The organism is Ornithinibacillus gellani (assembly GCF_003730295.1).
In the GTDB taxonomy this organism is placed as follows: Bacteria; Bacillota; Bacilli; order Bacillales; family Amphibacillaceae; genus Ornithinibacillus_A; species Ornithinibacillus_A gellani.
In genome coordinates this window covers 25,676-42,004 of sequence record NZ_QTSZ01000041.1, presented here as the reverse complement: position 1 = coordinate 42,004, position 16,329 = coordinate 25,676, and the positions used below count along the sequence as shown (strand labels likewise).

At 42.2% G+C, this 16,329-nt stretch carries 15 protein-coding genes; all 15 read left to right on the top strand.

The genetic code is table 11. The annotated features are described in order from the left end of the window. Positions 1–4: 4 nt before the first annotated feature. The 15 genes from DX933_RS12520 (at position 5) to DX933_RS12450 (ending at position 16,329) form a co-directional block, all read left to right on the top strand. Positions 5–1,198, top strand: coding sequence for a glycosyltransferase (locus tag DX933_RS12520; protein ID WP_123316781.1), 1,194 nt, complete (start codon positions 5–7; stop codon positions 1,196–1,198). Between the two features lie 140 nt (positions 1,199–1,338). Beyond that, positions 1,339–3,108 carry an ABC transporter ATP-binding protein gene (locus tag DX933_RS12515; protein WP_223805960.1) on the top strand — a complete coding sequence of 590 codons (1,770 nt, stop codon included), beginning with the start codon at positions 1,339–1,341 and terminating at the stop codon, positions 3,106–3,108. Positions 3,109–3,130: 22 nt separating this feature from the next. Then, positions 3,131–4,123: a glycosyltransferase gene (locus tag DX933_RS12510; protein ID WP_123316780.1), complete on the top strand. Its 993-nt coding sequence runs from the start codon at positions 3,131–3,133 to the stop codon at positions 4,121–4,123. Between the two features lie 62 nt (positions 4,124–4,185). Next, positions 4,186–5,091: a glucose-1-phosphate thymidylyltransferase RfbA gene (gene rfbA, locus DX933_RS12505; protein ID WP_123316779.1), complete on the top strand. Its 906-nt coding sequence runs from the start codon at positions 4,186–4,188 to the stop codon at positions 5,089–5,091. A 37-nt stretch (positions 5,092–5,128) separates the two neighbouring features. Beyond that, a complete protein-coding gene (gene rfbC, locus DX933_RS12500) occupies positions 5,129–5,698 on the top strand; it encodes a dTDP-4-dehydrorhamnose 3,5-epimerase (protein ID WP_123316778.1) in 570 nt (189 codons plus the stop codon). Further along, a complete protein-coding gene (gene lhgO, locus DX933_RS12495) occupies positions 5,695–6,927 on the top strand; it encodes an L-2-hydroxyglutarate oxidase (protein ID WP_123316777.1) in 1,233 nt (410 codons plus the stop codon). Before rfbC ends, lhgO begins: the two co-directional genes overlap by 4 nt. An 11-nt stretch (positions 6,928–6,938) precedes the next feature. After that, positions 6,939–8,015, top strand: a complete 1,077-nt coding sequence (locus DX933_RS12490; protein ID WP_123316776.1) for an NAD-dependent epimerase/dehydratase family protein — start codon at positions 6,939–6,941, stop codon at positions 8,013–8,015. Positions 8,016–8,039: 24 nt separating this feature from the next. Beyond that, on the top strand, positions 8,040–9,197 hold the full coding sequence (locus tag DX933_RS12485) for an SAF domain-containing protein (protein ID WP_123316775.1): 1,158 nt from the start codon (positions 8,040–8,042) through the stop codon (positions 9,195–9,197). A 224-nt stretch (positions 9,198–9,421) separates the two neighbouring features. After that, positions 9,422–11,371, top strand: coding sequence for an asparagine synthase-related protein (locus tag DX933_RS12480; RefSeq protein WP_123316774.1), 1,950 nt, complete (start codon positions 9,422–9,424; stop codon positions 11,369–11,371). A gap of 5 nt (positions 11,372–11,376) precedes the next feature. After that, positions 11,377–11,550: a paeninodin family lasso peptide gene (locus DX933_RS12475; protein WP_123316773.1), complete on the top strand. Its 174-nt coding sequence runs from the start codon at positions 11,377–11,379 to the stop codon at positions 11,548–11,550. Between the two features lie 77 nt (positions 11,551–11,627). Continuing rightward, on the top strand, positions 11,628–12,548 hold the full coding sequence (locus DX933_RS12470; protein WP_123316772.1) for a phosphoenolpyruvate carboxykinase (ATP): 921 nt from the start codon (positions 11,628–11,630) through the stop codon (positions 12,546–12,548). Continuing rightward, positions 12,545–12,862 (top strand): lasso peptide biosynthesis PqqD family chaperone, encoded by a 318-nt coding sequence (locus DX933_RS12465; RefSeq protein ID WP_223805959.1) that lies wholly within the window; start codon positions 12,545–12,547, stop codon positions 12,860–12,862. Before DX933_RS12470 ends, DX933_RS12465 begins: the two co-directional genes overlap by 4 nt. Continuing rightward, positions 12,855–13,325, top strand: a complete 471-nt coding sequence (locus DX933_RS12460) for a lasso peptide biosynthesis B2 protein (RefSeq protein ID WP_123316771.1) — start codon at positions 12,855–12,857, stop codon at positions 13,323–13,325. Before DX933_RS12465 ends, DX933_RS12460 begins: the two co-directional genes overlap by 8 nt. Next, the gene (locus DX933_RS12455; RefSeq protein WP_123316770.1) at positions 13,310–14,515 is read left to right on the top strand and encodes a nucleotidyltransferase domain-containing protein; all 1,206 of its coding nucleotides are present in this window, start codon (positions 13,310–13,312) and stop codon (positions 14,513–14,515) included. Before DX933_RS12460 ends, DX933_RS12455 begins: the two co-directional genes overlap by 16 nt. Positions 14,516–14,529: 14 nt before the next feature. Further along, on the top strand, positions 14,530–16,329 hold the full coding sequence (locus DX933_RS12450; RefSeq protein WP_123316769.1) for an ABC transporter ATP-binding protein: 1,800 nt from the start codon (positions 14,530–14,532) through the stop codon (positions 16,327–16,329).

The following is a 16,329-nucleotide window of genomic DNA, read 5'->3' as shown; positions in this document are numbered from 1 at the left end:
GATAATGAAGCAAAAAATATTATTCATGATCATTGACATGAATATTGGCGGTACTGAAAAAGCATTATTGAACATGATTGCGGAAATGCCCGCGGATCAATTTGAGATTACAATTTTGATGCTGGAAAAGCGTGGAGGATTAATGGGTTTTATTCCAGATCATGTGCAGGTAGAGGTGTTGGAGGGTTATGCAGATGTAAAGGAAGCCTGGAATCATCCACCACTTCAAACGAGCATCAGCCTTGTGAAGCGACGAAAGCTATTAAAAGCTGCTGGCTTTATGCTGACATATATGCTTGGACGGGTGACCCGAAATAAACGGGTCTTTTTTAATTGGCTGCTAAAGGATATACCAGGTCAACAGATAGTCTATGATACTGCAGTTGCCTATGCAGGGCCAATGGATTTCATTAGCTATTTTATTGCCTATAAAATAACAGCAAAGAAGAAACTGCAATGGATTCATTTTGATGTGACGAAGATTGGTTTCGATCAAAGCTTTGCAAAAAGGAATTATCCATCGTTTGACCGAATTTTTACGGTATCCAACGAAGGGAAGGAAAAGCTGCTTCAGCTAATGCCTTCCCTTCATGAGAAGGTAACTGTTTGTACGAATAGATTATCTAGTGAACAAATAATCAATCAGGCTGAACAGGAAATTTGTATGGCAGATGGCTTTTCAGGAACAACCATTTTGACCGTTGGAAGATTATCGGAAGAGAAGGGGCAAGATCTAGCTATACAGGCAATGGTCAAACTATTAGAAATGGGTCATAACGTGCGATGGTATTGTGTTGGAGAAGGCCCATTTCGTGGATATTGTGAGACTTTGATTGAGAGGTACTCACTGAAAAGCAAATTTTTTCTGTTGGGTGCGCTAGCTAATCCATATCCATTTATGAAAGCATGCGATATATATGTCCAGCCATCCAGACATGAAGGGTACTGCATTACGCTAGCGGAAGCAAAAGTTTTTCATAAACCAATTGTAACGACCAACTTTACCGGGGCAAAAGAACAAATTATAGATGGGCGGACAGGAATCATTGTGGAGCCTGACGTTAACAGTATTTCCACCGCCATCCATTCCTTGCTTGAAGAACCGGAAAAAAGAAAACGGCTCACCCGTCATTTGTGCGAAGAAGAAGTAATAGCTGCTAAACAACAAAGCAGCAATATCATTGGTGTATTCACATGAATACGGTCGAACAGTTTTTTATTAAATAAAATATAATTCACTAACAGATAATATTGTATTAATATTTATATCTTTTATCCCCACTTTAGCTCTCCTCACTAAGGAGTGAGGCAATATTTTTAGACAGAAAGGTGAGAGGTGTGAAACATACCATAACTGCCTTAATGCGGTTTTTTAATAAAAAAGAAAAGAAACGATTGCTGCTTCTGTTATTTATGATGGTTTTCGCTGCTTTGTTTGAGACGCTTGGAATAGGCTTAATTGTACCGTTTATTGGCATTGTAACCAATCCAGAGATGATTTTGGAAAATAGAGGACTACATGTGGTGTATCAATTTTTACATTTTCAATCGACAACCGCATTTACTGTATTTGCTGTAGTTTGTTTATTATTGGTGTTTTTATTGAAAAACCTTTATCTCATGTTATTTAACTATGTTCAATTAAGAATCATATTAAACCAGCAAGTAAAGTTATCCCGGGAATTGTTCAAGGCATACTTAATTAAACCATACACCTTTCATTTACAGCGTAACTCAGCTGAATTACTACGGAATGTTAATCAAGAGGTACCAAACGTTTTCCAAGGGATCATCATGTCCAGCTTTCAATTATTTACAGAGCTGCTCGTCATTGCCTGTATTATGATATTGCTCCTTATCGTATCACCTGTTGCGACCTTAACAGCATCTGTTTTATTAGGTGGCAGTGTGGTTGTTTTTTTCACAATCCTACGTAAAAAAATCAGTGCACTTGGAAAAGAGCAGCAGCGTGTGAGTGGTGCGATGATTCAATGGGTAAACCAAGGTCTTGGAGCTAGTAAAGAGGTAAAAGTATCTGGTAAGGAACGGTTTTTTATTCAAGCATACACAAGTCAAAACCAGGTAAGGGCTAATAATAGCAGGTATATGAAAATGCTGGAGCTAGTGCCAAGATTGTTTATTGAAACATTGCTCGTGTCAATTGTCCTGATTACAATGCTTATTATTGTGTTTCAAGGAACGAGTACAAGTGAGCTTATATCTACCATGGCATTATTTGCAATGGCTGCTTTTCGACTCATGCCGTCCATCACAAGGGTGGTCGCTTTAATAACTACGATTCGATATAGTCAGCCATCTTTAGCGGTCGTGTATGCGGATTTATTTCATCATGATAGAGAGGAGCCAATCAACAAGCAGCCGACCATCATCAACTCCAGGGATAAAGCGTATCGAGATGCAATCCGTTTACAGCATGTTCATTTTCGTTATCCTGGCCAAATGGCTTATGCAGTAAACGATATTTCCTTAACCATCCCAATTGGGCAATCCGTTGCGTTTATTGGTGAATCCGGTGCTGGAAAAACCACATTGGTGGATACCATTTTGGGACTGTTCCAACCCGAAAAAGGTGCTATAACAATTGATGGGATTGATTTGCAGGAGCAGCTGCCTAAATGGCGACAAAAGATTGGCTACATTCCACAATCTATTTTTCTATCAGACGATACGATTCGTGGTAATGTTGCCTTTGGAATTAATAGGGATGAAATTGATGACCAGGAAGTTTGGCGAGCGCTGGAGCAGGCACAGCTAAAAACGTTTATTAAGGAGTTACCCGATCAGCTGGATACAGAGGTTGGTGAACAAGGGGTTCGGCTTTCAGGCGGACAGCGGCAGCGAATTGGTATTGCACGGGCACTTTACCATAATCCGGAGATATTATTTATGGATGAAGCGACATCAGCGCTTGATCATGAAACAGAAAAAGAGATTATGCAGGCGATTGATAGCTTGAAGGGAGAGAAAACCTTCATTATTATTGCCCATCGGTTAACGACCATTGAGAATTGTGATCTTGTCTTTACAATCCATAATGGAAGGTTGGTAAATAGGAAGGAAGGCGGTGCAAAACAATCCGTAATGTAAGATTATAGAAAGGAGGAGGACGATGAACCCTCACATTAGTATCATCGTACCGGTATATAATCTGAAGTCACTGCTCCCAAGATGTGTAGAATCCATCCTGGCCCAAACCTTCACTGATTTTGAATTAATTCTGGTGAATGATGGTTCCACAGATGGAAGCGGAAATCTATGTGAAAGGTATGCAGAGCAAGATAAACGAATAAGGGTGATTCATAAAGAAAACGGCGGAGTTGCCTCTTCCAGAAATATTGGTCTGCAGGCTGCCAGTGGAGCATACATTGGGTTTGTGGATAATGATGACCATATCCATCCTGCCATGTTCGAAACCTTATATCGACAAGCCAAAACAGATGATGCTGATATGGTTATCTGTGACTATATAAAGCTTTTGGAAGACGAACAATCAATGGAAACACAGGTAGACCCAAATGCAGTTGTCGAACATTTTGATTCCACCGCAGCTTTGCAACAGCTGTATGAACCAAATGCGATTACTTATATTGTGCCCTGGAATAAGCTGTACAAAAAACATCTATTCAACGATATCACCTATGAACATGGCTTCATTTGTGACGATGAAACAGTTATCCATCAGCTATTATATCGGTGTAGGAAGGTATCCTATATCCAAAAAGGGCTATATTATTATGTTCAAAGGAATGATAGCCAGTCACAAATAGTATTAAAAAAAGAAATTCTACAAGGTGTATATGCATATAAAAATAGAGAGGTTTTTTTTAGAAAATTAAAGGAAAAAAACTTACATCAGTTGGCATTATTGGCTTTTGAAGAACGTTTTTTTCGTTTTTATATTTTTGCCAAATCAACCTTACCCGATGCGCAATCAGAACTGAAAAAAATGAAACGGACTTTTAACCGAAGTCTGTTTTTTTTATGGCTGCATCGGGAAATGGGCTGGCGCAAGAAAATAATGTGTACCTTGTTTTTCATTCATCCGTCTCTTTATGAAATGTTGCGGACCTACAGGGAGAGGAGAAACGCATCCCGTGCATAGGTTATGCATAGAACAGAAGAACACATATGTTAATATATGACACTTTGAGGAGGACATGAACAATGAAAGGAATCATTTTAGCGGGTGGCAGTGGCACACGGCTCTATCCGTTGACGCGGTCGATATCTAAGCAGTTACTGCCAATTTATGATAAGCCAATGATTTATTATCCCATCTCCACGTTAATGCTGGCGGGGATTCGTGACATATTAATCATCTCTACACCAGAGGACACCCCACGTTTCCAGCAGCTGCTTGGCAATGGAGAAGAGCTCGGTATTTCCCTTCATTATGCTATCCAGGAGCAGCCGAATGGATTAGCGGAAGCCTTTATCATTGGGGAGGAATTTATCGGTTCAGATGCAGTTTGTCTCATCTTGGGAGATAACATATTTCATGGACATGAATTTACTTCCCACTTGGAGCGGGTACGGCATGAACTTCAGGGAGCGACCATTTTTGGCTACAATGTCAAGGACCCGGAGCGATTTGGGGTGGTGGAATTTGATGCAGCAGGCAAGGTGCAATCGATTGTTGAAAAGCCAGCCAAGCCAAAATCAAATTATGCAATTACGGGGCTTTATTTTTTGGATAATCGTGTTATTGACATCGCTAAGCGAGTACGCCCCTCCGAGCGAGGTGAACTGGAAATAACAGATGTACTACAGGAATATATGGTACTGGATCAGCTGCAAGTGGAGCTATTGGGTCGTGGATTTGCTTGGTTGGATACAGGCACCCATGAATCGCTTTTGGAAGCATCACAGTTTATTGAAATTATTGAAAAGCGTCAAAGATTAAAGGTTGCTTGTTTGGAGGAAATCGCATTTCATAAAGGATATATTTCGGAATCAGAGCTGCTTGCGCTTGCAGAGCCATTGAAGAAAAGTGCATATGGCCAGTATTTATTACAATTAGTCGACATGCATCGTCAGCAAGCTAAAGAACCACTAAGACTTGTCAATTAAAACCAGCATTTATCGGGATGCAAAAAAGGAGGTTCATATGAAAATCATCGATACAAAGCTTCCAGAGGTAAAAATCGTGGAACCCCGTGTTTTCCGGGATCACCGCGGTTTTTTTATGGAAAGCTATCATAAGCAGAATTTGGCTGTGCATGGTATAAACATGGATTTTATACAGGATAATCATTCCTTATCAAAAGAGAAACATGTATTACGTGGACTGCATTATCAGCTTCAGCCATATGCACAAACAAAGCTTGTCCGCGTTATATCTGGTGCCATTTATGACGTGGCAGTTGATATTCGTATGGGATCACCGACTTTTGGGAAATGGGTTGGTATCGAGTTAAGCGAGGATAATCATCGTATGCTGCTCGTGCCACAAGGCTTTGCACATGGGTTTTGTACGTTAACAGAAGACGTACATGTGCAATATAAGGTAGATGCATATTATGCTGCTGCCCAGGATAGAGGGATTCGTTGGAATGATCCAGCCCTTGCGATTGATTGGCCAACAAATGCACCTATGTTATCAGAAAAAGATGCCCGGCAGCCATTGCTTGCAGAATCAGAAAATCATTTCACCTATACACAGCGGGTCAGCCCATGAAGCATTATGATTACATCATTGTCGGCGGTGGAATCATCGGGTTATGCATCGCACGGGAGTTACGACTGCGTCTTCCGAGTGCATCCATTTGCTTATTGGAAAAAGAAGCAGATGTTGCTCGACATGCAAGCGGACGGAATAGTGGTGTGTTGCACGCGGGATTTTATTATACAGCAGATAGTTTGAAGGCAAGATTCACAAAAGAAGGAAATCAAGCGATGACGCGATATTGTGAAGCAAATGGTTTGCAAATAAATCGCTGTGGTAAGCTGGTTGTCGCTGCAAATGAGGGAGAATTGCAGGACTTGATGGAATTAAAAAAACGAGCTGATCGGAATGGCGTACAGTTGGAATGGGTTGATGCTATGGATATACAAGCGATTGATCCAAATGTCGCATCGAATCGATTGGCATTATATTCGCCAACAACTGCTTCTGTCGATCCTATCGAGGTGTGTCAGAAGTTGAAGCAGGAAGTGTTGTCGATGGGCGTAGAGATTGCTTGTCAAACAGCGTACGTCTCCCAAACGGTGAATAGGATAAAAACGAATCGCGGAAGTTATTCGTTCAGCTATTTTATCAATGCTGCTGGATTATATGCAGATCAGGTTGCGAAGGATTTCGGGTTTGGCTTAGATTATACAATGATTCCATTTAAAGGCATGTACATGACATACACTGGAGAAGCGACGGATATATCTACCAACATCTATCCTGTACCAGATTTACAACAGCCATTTCTAGGTGTTCATTTTACGAAAACGGTAGACGGTTCTATCAAAGTTGGTCCGACTGCAACACCAGCATTATGGCGGGAAAATTATGGCGGCTGGCAACGTCTGAAATGGAAGGAACTCTTCCGCATTGTTTGGGAGGAAGCGCGGTTATTCCTATCTAATTCCTTTCAATTTCGGACATTTGCTTTAGAGGAAATGAAGAAATATCGCAAAGCCTATTTTATTCAATTGGCTCGTTATATGGTAAAGGATTTGGATTGGCAGGCTTTTAAGTCCACGATTCAGCCTGGAATCCGGGCACAACTACTTCATCAAAAAACACGGCGCTTGGAACAGGATTTTATCGTGGAAGGGGATGGGCGATCTATTCATGTTCTGAATGCTGTATCACCCGGTTTTACTTGTGCGTTTCCTTTTACTCGTTATGTGGTGGATCAAGTGATGATCAAGCAGGGATTGAGGGAAAAAACATCAAAAGTGCAAATATCCTAGGGGGAGAGCATATGAAACATATTTTCGTAACAGGAGCGGGTGGCTATATCGGCAGTGTGCTTATACCGAAACTACTGGATAAGGGGTATAAAGTCACAGCGTTGGATCGTTTTTTCTTTGGAGAAAACAAATTAACGGCCCATCCGAGTCTAACTATTATGAAGCAGGATTGTCGGCAGATAAAGCTTTCTGACCTGGAAGGTATGGATGCAGTGATTGATCTAGTTGCAATTTCCAATGATCCGAGTGGAGAGCTGTTTCAAATGGTGACGAATGAAATCAATCATTTGGCCCGTGCGCGAACAGCAAGGCTGGCGAAACAGGCAGGTGTGAAACGTTATATACTTCCGTCTTCCTGCAGTATTTATGGCTTTCAAAATGAAGATACACCGATTACGGAAACCGCCAAAACAAATCCACTCACAACCTATGCAAGGGCGAATGAACGGGCTGAGCTTGCAGTGCTACCATTAGCTGATCAGGATTTTACAGTGACAGTGTTGCGGCAGGCAACTGTTTATGGCCATTCGCCACGGATGCGCTTTGATTTAGCTGTGAATGGGATGACGTATGGCGCATGGGAAAATGGTGTTATTCCACTGATGCGTAATGGTAAACAATGGCGACCAATGATACATGTATCCGATACGACGGATGTCATGTGTTTACTTTTGGAAGCAGAGGCACAAGTTATCAATGGCGAGATATTTAATGTTGGAACTGCATATGGGAATTATCAATTATTGGAGCTAGCAACAGAAATCGCCGACGTATTACCCATTTCAGTAGAAATAAAATGGTACGGGGATCCGGATCATCGTTCTTATCGAGTTAGCTTTGATAAAATCAAACAACGTCTAGGCTGGTCTGGGTGTTTTACAGCAGCGGATGGCGCCTTGGATATTTTTCAACGATTATCAGATGGAACCTTAAAGAAAACACCGGAAACCATCACACTTGATTGGTATCAACAGCTCGTCAAATGGCATGGAATCATTCAGCAAACGTCACAAAATGGTGGGATGTTGGAGCTGCAACCAAACGAAGGTTTAACCATATACCGGATGGGAACGAAGCAGCCATCTTAAAAAAGGATGAAGGAGGACATGTAAGTGGAGAAGGTAAAGGTAGGTATTGTTGGGACTGGGCTGATAGGTAAAGGTCTTGCTTTGGAAATCGCCAAGCAGGAGGATTTGGAGTTGGCGAGTGTGCTCACCAGACGTTCGATTGCCACGATGAAGGACTATCCATTTCCAGATGTATTGACGAATGATATGACCACGTGTATGGCGGCATGTGATTTAATTGTAGAGTGCAGTGGAGATGTTATTTATGGAACAGAAGTCATTGATCAGGCAATTACAGCCTGTCTTCCTGTTATAACGATGGACGCAGAGCTACAGGTAACGACAGGCTCTTACTTTGCAAGACGGGGATTCATTACCGAGGCGGAGGGAGACCAGCCTGGTTGCCTGGCATCTCTGCATGAAAATGTTGTCCAGATGGGTTTTAAACCATTGGTATATGGAAATATCAAAGGCTTTTTGAATGTAAATCCGTCCAAGGAGGATATGGCTTATTGGTCTGAACGCAATGGACTACGGATGGATATGACGACTTCTTTTACAGATGGAACGAAAGTACAAATAGAGCAAGCGCTTGTTGCCAATGGGTTGGATGCAGGAATTGCAGTGGATGGACTGCTTGCCCCAGAAGCGGATGATCTCAACGACGTTGGTAATGAATTGGCTGCAGAGGCAAGTCGATTAGGGCATGCAATATGTGAGTTTGTCGTTGCACCAAAAGCACCACCAGGCGTATTTATAACCGCAGCGCATGACAGTCGACAAAAGGATGTATTGCGTTACTTTAAGATGGGGGATGGTCCCTATTATACGATTTTGCAAAACTATCATTTATGCCATTTAGAGGTTGTCAAAACGATTCGCCGCGTCATTCACGGTGGGGGAGTCCTGTTAAATAATGGGAAGAACCCAACCATTAGTGTAGCGGCTTATGCGAAACGAAACTTAATGCCTGGTGAGGAAATTGATAAAGGGATTGGTAGTTTCCAAGTAAGGGGTGAGGCGGTACGTATGGCCAATCACCAGGAACATGTACCAATCGGTTTACTTGTGAATGCTACAATCAAACGAAAAATAGAAGCAGGAGAAATGCTTACGTTTGCTGATGTAGATTTGCCCGATAGCCTTGCCTTAACAGCTTGGAATGAAATTGCGAATCGTCAAACAATAAAACTAGTAAAGTGATGGAAGTCCAAGCACATTGTCATTGGCTGGAAGTTGAGTCGGGATGGGAAGAAAAAATATTTGTGAGAAAAGGATTGACGGCTGAAGAGAAAGATGGTAGTTTAGTCATAGGTAATAGTTCTCAATAAAGAACAAATAAAGACTTCAAATAAGAACAAATCATCATAATTATTTTTTTGCTATGTTTGTTCTTTATTAAGCACAAGTGGTGAGGAGGTAGGTAGGTGGGGGCGTTGATTGGGATTTATCGATGGAATCATGTACCAATTTGTTCAGCATCAGCAAATCATATGTTGAATACACTAGCTCGCTTCCCAGCAGATTCAGTCTCCACCTGGAAGAAGGAAAATATTTTTCTTGGTTGCCATCATCAGTGGATTACGACAGAATCGGTTGGGGAGCGCCTGCCATATTATGATTCGGAAAGAAAGCTGGCCATTACAGCTGATGCAATCATTGATAATCGGGTGGAGCTATTAGAGCGTTTGGGAATTAGGATAACGGAGCAATCGCATTATACAGATAGTCAATTGATTCTCCTGGCATACGCCAAATGGGGAGTAGAGGTTCCTAATTTTTTAATGGGTGATTTTGCTTTTGTGATCTGGGATGAAAAGGAACAGAAGTTATTTGGAGCTAGAGATTTCTCAGGGGCACGTACACTTTATTTTCATCATGACAATCGACAGTTGATGTTTGCTACACGGATGGAATCGTTGTTTGCTTATCCCGGTACTGAAAGGAAGCTAAATGAAACTTGGCTGGCCGAATTCATTGCTATCCCAACTATTGTAGAGGCCGTGGATATGCAGCATACCGTTTATCAGGATATCCATCAATTACCGCCATCACATTGCTTTACAGTTCAACAAGGAAAAATGACAATACAACGCTATTTCCGAATGACCATTCCGGAAACATTACAGCTTGCTACAGATGGAGAATATGAGGAGGCTTTTCGAGATGTACTGCGTAAGTCCATCCAAGTTCGATTACGTGCCAAAGGACATACAGCTGCACATTTAAGCGGAGGATTGGATTCGGGTTCAGTAGCCAGTCTAGCTGCCGAAACACTTCAGGGCAGGAATGAAGTGCTCCATACGTATAGCTATGTCCCGACTGCGAATTTTGTCGATTGGACCCCGTCTTATTATGAAGCAGATGAATCAAGCTATATTCGTGATACAGCAAGCTTTTCAGAGAATATTGCCATGCATGTAGAAGAATTCCCGGGGCAGAGTGCTTGGACAGGAATCGATGATTTTCTCGATGTAATGGAAATGCCATTTAAGTTTTTTAATAACACATTTTGGTTACAGGGCATTCATGAAAAAGCACGTGAACAAGGCTGCAGTATTTTATTAAGTGGTGCAAGGGGAAACCATTCCATTTCATGGGGATCGATGACGTTAACCTTTGATTATTATGCGAAATTGGCCAAAAGACTTCAATGGATAAAATTGTATCGGGAACTGGATGCTTATTGCCAACGATTTCATACGGGCAAGTCTGTCATGATCCCATTTGTTGCCAAAAGAATCTTCCACCGTTCCAAAGGTCTGGGATTATCTTCGCCTTTTCCCCGGTGGATTCATCGGGATTTTGCCCGGCGTACGAATGTTTATGAAAGGCTTGCTGATTATGGAATGGATATTTCTGGACATCCGCCGCTTCAGCTTGGTTCGTATCGAAATGCTTATTATCAACAGCTATTTGCCTGGAATAAAAGTGGGGTAGCCTGTACGAACCTGTCCTTAAAATATGGTTTATGGGATAGAGATCCAACAAATGATCTGAATGTGATTCGTTTTTGTTTATCCCTGCCAGAGGAACAGTATGCACGTGATGGCATGAGTCGATCCATTATTCGTCGAGCGATGCGAGGCTATTTGCCGGATCGGGTTCGTTTCAATCAAAGTAGTCGCGGACTACAAGGTGCTGATACGATACAGCGCATGCTCCCAACTTGGAATGTATTCTTATCTGAATTACATGAAATGGTGAAATATCCATGGTTACAAGAATTTGTAGATATGGATCAAATGGCAGCAGCAATCAAGCAATTGGGTGATACACCCCGACCGGAAATGATCTTTGAAGATGCACTTAAGCTGGTCACTCGCTGTCTGGTTGTTTATCGGTTTTTAAGCAGACTGGAAACAGGAAGGGGGTGATTCAGATGAAAACATGGGAAAAACCAGTATTGGAGATTTTGGATATTCGAATGACCATGAATGGACCAGGAAATGCCAATGCAGATTGTTTCGATGTTTCCGATGGCAGAGAGGAAACACATGAAGGACGTTCCAATGCAAGCTGCCTCGATAATGGTGCAAGCCCGTTTGATAGCTAGCTGTAAAACATGAGGTGCCCTTGTCTGTGGTGGATCAGATAAGGGCAAATTTGGAAAAGAAATGGAGTGGGATACCTATGCAAAGTTCGATGTACCAAGCCTTTGGATTAATATTGAAAAGCGAAATCATATTGCCGGAGCTTATTGTACAAGAAAGCAACAAGCCCGCCGATGTACAAATTGTTGTCTGCGATTTAACCAAACCGCAGTCCATGCTTGAAAGTCCGGGAGCTTTTGTGCAAGTGGAGGATAGCGGTGTATGGTTCCATGTACAAGGGATTGCTATTTACCAGATTTGTAACGGGAATGAGATTCGTGTCTCGCCATATTCAGGGGCAAAACAAGATCAAGTACGATTATTTTTACTTGGTACATGTATGGGTATCCTACTGCAGCAACGAAGGATTTTACCACTTCATGGAAGCGCAATTGTAATGGATGGGAAGGCATATGCGATTGTCGGCCATTCAGGTGCGGGGAAGTCAACCTTAGCAACGGCTTTGATGCGTCGTGGTTATCCGATGCTAAGTGATGATGTTATTCCCGTCAAGTTAACGGAAGCGCAGCATCCACTTGTGGCACCTGCTTATCCACAGCAGAAGCTCTGGAAAAAGAGTCTAGAGGCGTTTGATGTAGCAACGAATGATTTGCATCCCATTGTGAAACGAGAAGATAAATTTATCCTCCCTGTAAAGGCGGCATTTTATGATCAACCAATTGTGCTTGGTGGTGTGTTCGAATTGACCTGTCATGACCATCAAGGACTGGAGTGTGCGCCAGCTGTCGGACTAGAAAAGCTGCGGATATTGACTGAGCATACCTATCGACATTTTCTAGTGGGGCAGCTGGATCGGACAGCTTGGCATTTTCAAATGGCTGCAACCATTGCGGGCAAAATAAAGATGTATCAGATGAACCGTCCGGCGGAACCATTTACAGCGAATGAATTGGCGGAAATGCTCTTGGATACCATGAAGCAAAAGGAGATGACGATTTGATTAAGGAGTCAGGTATTTTATCACAGGTGATTGTCTGTCAGGCGAATAACCAGGTTGTCAGTGATATGGGTGGCGAAAAGGTGATGCTCAGTATCCAAAATGGAAAATATTATAACCTTGGTAAAATGGGTGGAGAAATTTGGGGACATCTGAAGCAACCCATCTCAATCGGTAAGCTGGTCTATCTTTTAATGGAAACATATCAAGTCAATCAAAAGGAATGTGAAACAGAGGTTGTGGCATTTTTAGAATTACTATTGAATGAGCAATTAATTGAAATTCATAAACATCCTAAGGTAGTTGACCATGAATAAGATAAGAGCATTTGCTGCGTTATCATGGCAAATGAAGGTTCTCCTTTTGGAAGCTTATGTATTCTTAGGCTGGGCGCGCTTGAAAAAGCAGCAGCCCTTCCATCAGGTTGCAGGAAAATTGGGAGAACCAATGACTGAATCCAGTTTGGCATACCATCCGGAAACAAAGCAATTGCTTGCCTCCATATCGGCTGCAATAGAAATGGCTAGTCGTTATACATGGTGGGAGAGTAAATGTCTTGTTCAGGCTTTAGCGGTCATCAACATGCTGAAGCGAAGAAAGATTCCGTGCACACTTTATCTAGGGACAGCGCGAGATTGTACTGGTGAGCTTGTCGCCCATGCTTGGGTACGTAGTGGTCCGTTCTATATAACGGGGCAGGCTGGGATGGAGCGCTACACGGTGGTCGGCCAGTTTGCTATTCAGGAAGATAGGTGGGGCACATCATGCAAAAGCTGTTAGATTGGAGCCGGGTGCCAAAAGAATTGCAATGGATGATGACTGTAATTCAGAAAGATGCGGTGCCTGACACACAAGAATTAAAATCATTCGATTGGAAGGATATACAAACGCTCGCTATCCACCACCGGTTGTATCCAATTCTTCAGCAACGATGGGCCGGAATCTTATTACCAAAAGCAATAGCACTATCGTTTAGCCGGGAGTATGAAAGAAATACATTCCGTATGCTGCGGTATCGTGCAGAGATGGAACAACTTGCAGCCTGTTTTGATGCCCATTCCACCAAGGCTTTATTTTTAAAAGGTCCTCATCTTGGTGAATACTTATATGGTGATTTATCCTTGCGTACTTCAGCTGACATTGATGTGCTCATCCCGCTCCAACAACTGGAAACAACGGAGCAGCTATTGTTGGAACAAGGTTATGTGAAGCATGAATATATAGATTCTGTACTAGGAGATTGGAAGTGGCGTCATCATCATTTTTCTTATTTTCATCCTGAACGTCATATTAAATTAGAGCTGCATTGGCGCTTGCATCCCGGACCTGGAAAGGAACCAAGATTTTCTGATTTATGGGAGCGTAAACAGGCCTGTGATAAGAATAGCAGGGCATGGATGCTTGGCAAGGAAGATTTGTTTTTATTTTTAATCATGCATGGTGCTCGCCATGGCTGGTCACGTCTGCGTTGGTTAATGGATATTCATCAGCTGCTCCAAAAGGATTTGGATTGGAGGCAGCTGGAGCAACGTATGAAGTACAACCATTATCGTCCAGCGGTGGCTCAAGCACTCATCTTACATGGGGATATTTTTGGCTTTACATACGCTGAGCCGTATTTCAAGCTGTATCCAGTTCATTCGAAAACGATTGCGCTTGCGCAACAAACAGTCTTTTACTTAGAGCAGATGGTTCATTTACATCGTTTACCATTGGAAAAATCAATTGCCCTGCATCATCAAAGAAATATAGCTTCACTACGGACATTTCCAATGAAAATATTATTTGCGAGTAGTCAATTATTTCCTTATCCTGCAGATGTTGTGACCTTTCCGCTGCCACAGCAGCTCCATTTGCTGTATTTTCCACTTCGTCCTTTCTTAATCATTTGGCGAAAACGTAAACGACGCACGAAAGGCAGGGGAGAAATGCATGAAGTAATGGGTTCAATGGAACAGGAAGGAAGCTGAAGGGAGGGGGCTGCATGCGTACCATATGGTATTTTATAAGACAGCTTCATGTTTTTTCTGGTAAAAAGCTTTATATCAATCTAGTCGCCATGCTCATCATTAGTTTATTGGAAGGGGTTGGAATTGTCCTATTGATCCCGATGATTGGCATGACCGGCCTTGTAGAAATGGATACAGGTGGCACACCATTGACGGGGTTATTTGAAACATTTCAACTTATTCCTGCTGCCTATGGATTGCCGATTATATTATCTATATATGTAGTGATTGCTGTTGGTCAGAACGTATTACAACGCAGCATTATGGTTAAAAACGCAGCTATTCAACATTGTTATTTTCGTCATTTACGTATGGAAACGTATCATTCCTTACTTCATGCCAATTGGGATTTCTTTATAAAACGGAGAAGCTCTGATTTGATTCACTTAATGACTGGAGAAATTTCAAGAGTCGGCACTGGTGCCTATGCGATTTTGCAATTTATGTCTTCTTTTATCTTCACTTTGATACAAATCGGTCTGGCTCTATGGTTGGCGCCAGGTATCACGCTGATGGTGCTTTGCTTTGGATTGGTGTTATTGTTTTTTAATCGTATCTTTCTAAAGCGTTCGCTTGCCTTAGGTGCCTATAATTTTGAACTTGGTAAGGATTATTTGGGTGGTTTAACAGACCAAATCAATGGCATGAAGGATATCAAAAGTAACACACTGGAAGCATCGCGTGCTGCATGGTATGAAGATATTACTGCGAAAATGCGTGATCAGCAAGTTCATTATACAAGGCTTAAGACGATGTCACAGATGTATTATAAAATTGCTTCCTCTTTATTAATTGCATCGTTTATCTTTATTGCTGTTACTGTATTTCAGGCACAAGGTATGCAGCTTATTCTAATTATCATTATTTTTTCCAGACTTTGGCCCAGTGTGACTGGCATACAGCATCATCTGGAACAAATTGCTTCTACGCTGCCTTCGTTCCAGGCGGTCCGTAATCTGCAACAGGAAAGCAGGCTGGCACGGGAGTTTCAGCGCACTGATTCTGATGTGGACAAGAGGTTAACCATGCAACAAGAGCTGATCTGTCATGGGGTTTCCTTCCGTTACAACAAGCAGGAGGAAAGATATGCGTTAAAAGATATTCATTTCTCTATACCTGCAAATCAGATGACTGCAATTGTTGGTAGATCAGGAGCAGGAAAAAGTACATTAATTGATTTGGTGATGGGATTGAATCATCCAGAATCTGGAGCAATTCTTGTTGATGGGAATAGATTGACGAATGACGCGTTGCCTGCCTGGCGACGTTCCATCAGCTATGTGCCGCAGGAGCCATTTTTGTTTCATGCAAGTGTTCGTGAAAACATGCTGCTCGTTGCACCGCAGGCTACAGAGGAAGAACTGTGGGAGGCATTGGCATTTTCATCTGCGGCAGATTTTGTCAAACAATTACCACAAGGATTGGATACGCGTATTGGTGATCGCGGCATCAAGCTCTCCGGTGGGGAGCGGCAGCGGCTTGTATTGGCAAGGGCTATTTTGAGAAAGCCAGCAATGCTTGTACTAGATGAAGCGACAAGTGCATTGGATACGGAAAACGAGGCACATATTCAGGAAGCCCTGGAAAAACTGCATGGAAAAATGACTGTGTTAGTCATTGCACATCGATTATCCACCATTCGTAATGCAGATCAAGTCATTGTTTTGGATGAAGGGAAACTGATGCAAGCAGGTGGCTTTAATCAGTTAAAGCATGAAAAGAAGGGGATTTTTCAAACACTTCTGCAAAGCCAACTGGAGGTAGGAAATAATTAG

What these genes read in the sequence shown, in the direction of transcription:
- DX933_RS12520 (WP_123316781.1), top strand. Translation starts at nt 5, where the DNA reads ATGAAGCAAAAAATATTATTCATGATCATTGACATGAATATTGGCGGT.
- DX933_RS12510 (WP_123316780.1), top strand. Translation starts at nt 3,131, where the DNA reads ATGAACCCTCACATTAGTATCATCGTACCGGTATATAATCTGAAGTCA.
- rfbA (WP_123316779.1), top strand. Translation starts at nt 4,186, where the DNA reads ATGAAAGGAATCATTTTAGCGGGTGGCAGTGGCACACGGCTCTATCCG.
- rfbC (WP_123316778.1), top strand. Translation starts at nt 5,129, where the DNA reads ATGAAAATCATCGATACAAAGCTTCCAGAGGTAAAAATCGTGGAACCC.
- lhgO (WP_123316777.1), top strand. Translation starts at nt 5,695, where the DNA reads ATGAAGCATTATGATTACATCATTGTCGGCGGTGGAATCATCGGGTTA.
- DX933_RS12490 (WP_123316776.1), top strand. Translation starts at nt 6,939, where the DNA reads ATGAAACATATTTTCGTAACAGGAGCGGGTGGCTATATCGGCAGTGTG.
- DX933_RS12475 (WP_123316773.1), top strand. Translation starts at nt 11,377, where the DNA reads ATGAAAACATGGGAAAAACCAGTATTGGAGATTTTGGATATTCGAATG.
- DX933_RS12470 (WP_123316772.1), top strand. Translation starts at nt 11,628, where the DNA reads ATGCAAAGTTCGATGTACCAAGCCTTTGGATTAATATTGAAAAGCGAA.
- DX933_RS12460 (WP_123316771.1), top strand. Translation starts at nt 12,855, where the DNA reads ATGAATAAGATAAGAGCATTTGCTGCGTTATCATGGCAAATGAAGGTT.
- DX933_RS12455 (WP_123316770.1), top strand. Translation starts at nt 13,310, where the DNA reads ATGCAAAAGCTGTTAGATTGGAGCCGGGTGCCAAAAGAATTGCAATGG.
- DX933_RS12450 (WP_123316769.1), top strand. Translation starts at nt 14,530, where the DNA reads ATGCGTACCATATGGTATTTTATAAGACAGCTTCATGTTTTTTCTGGT.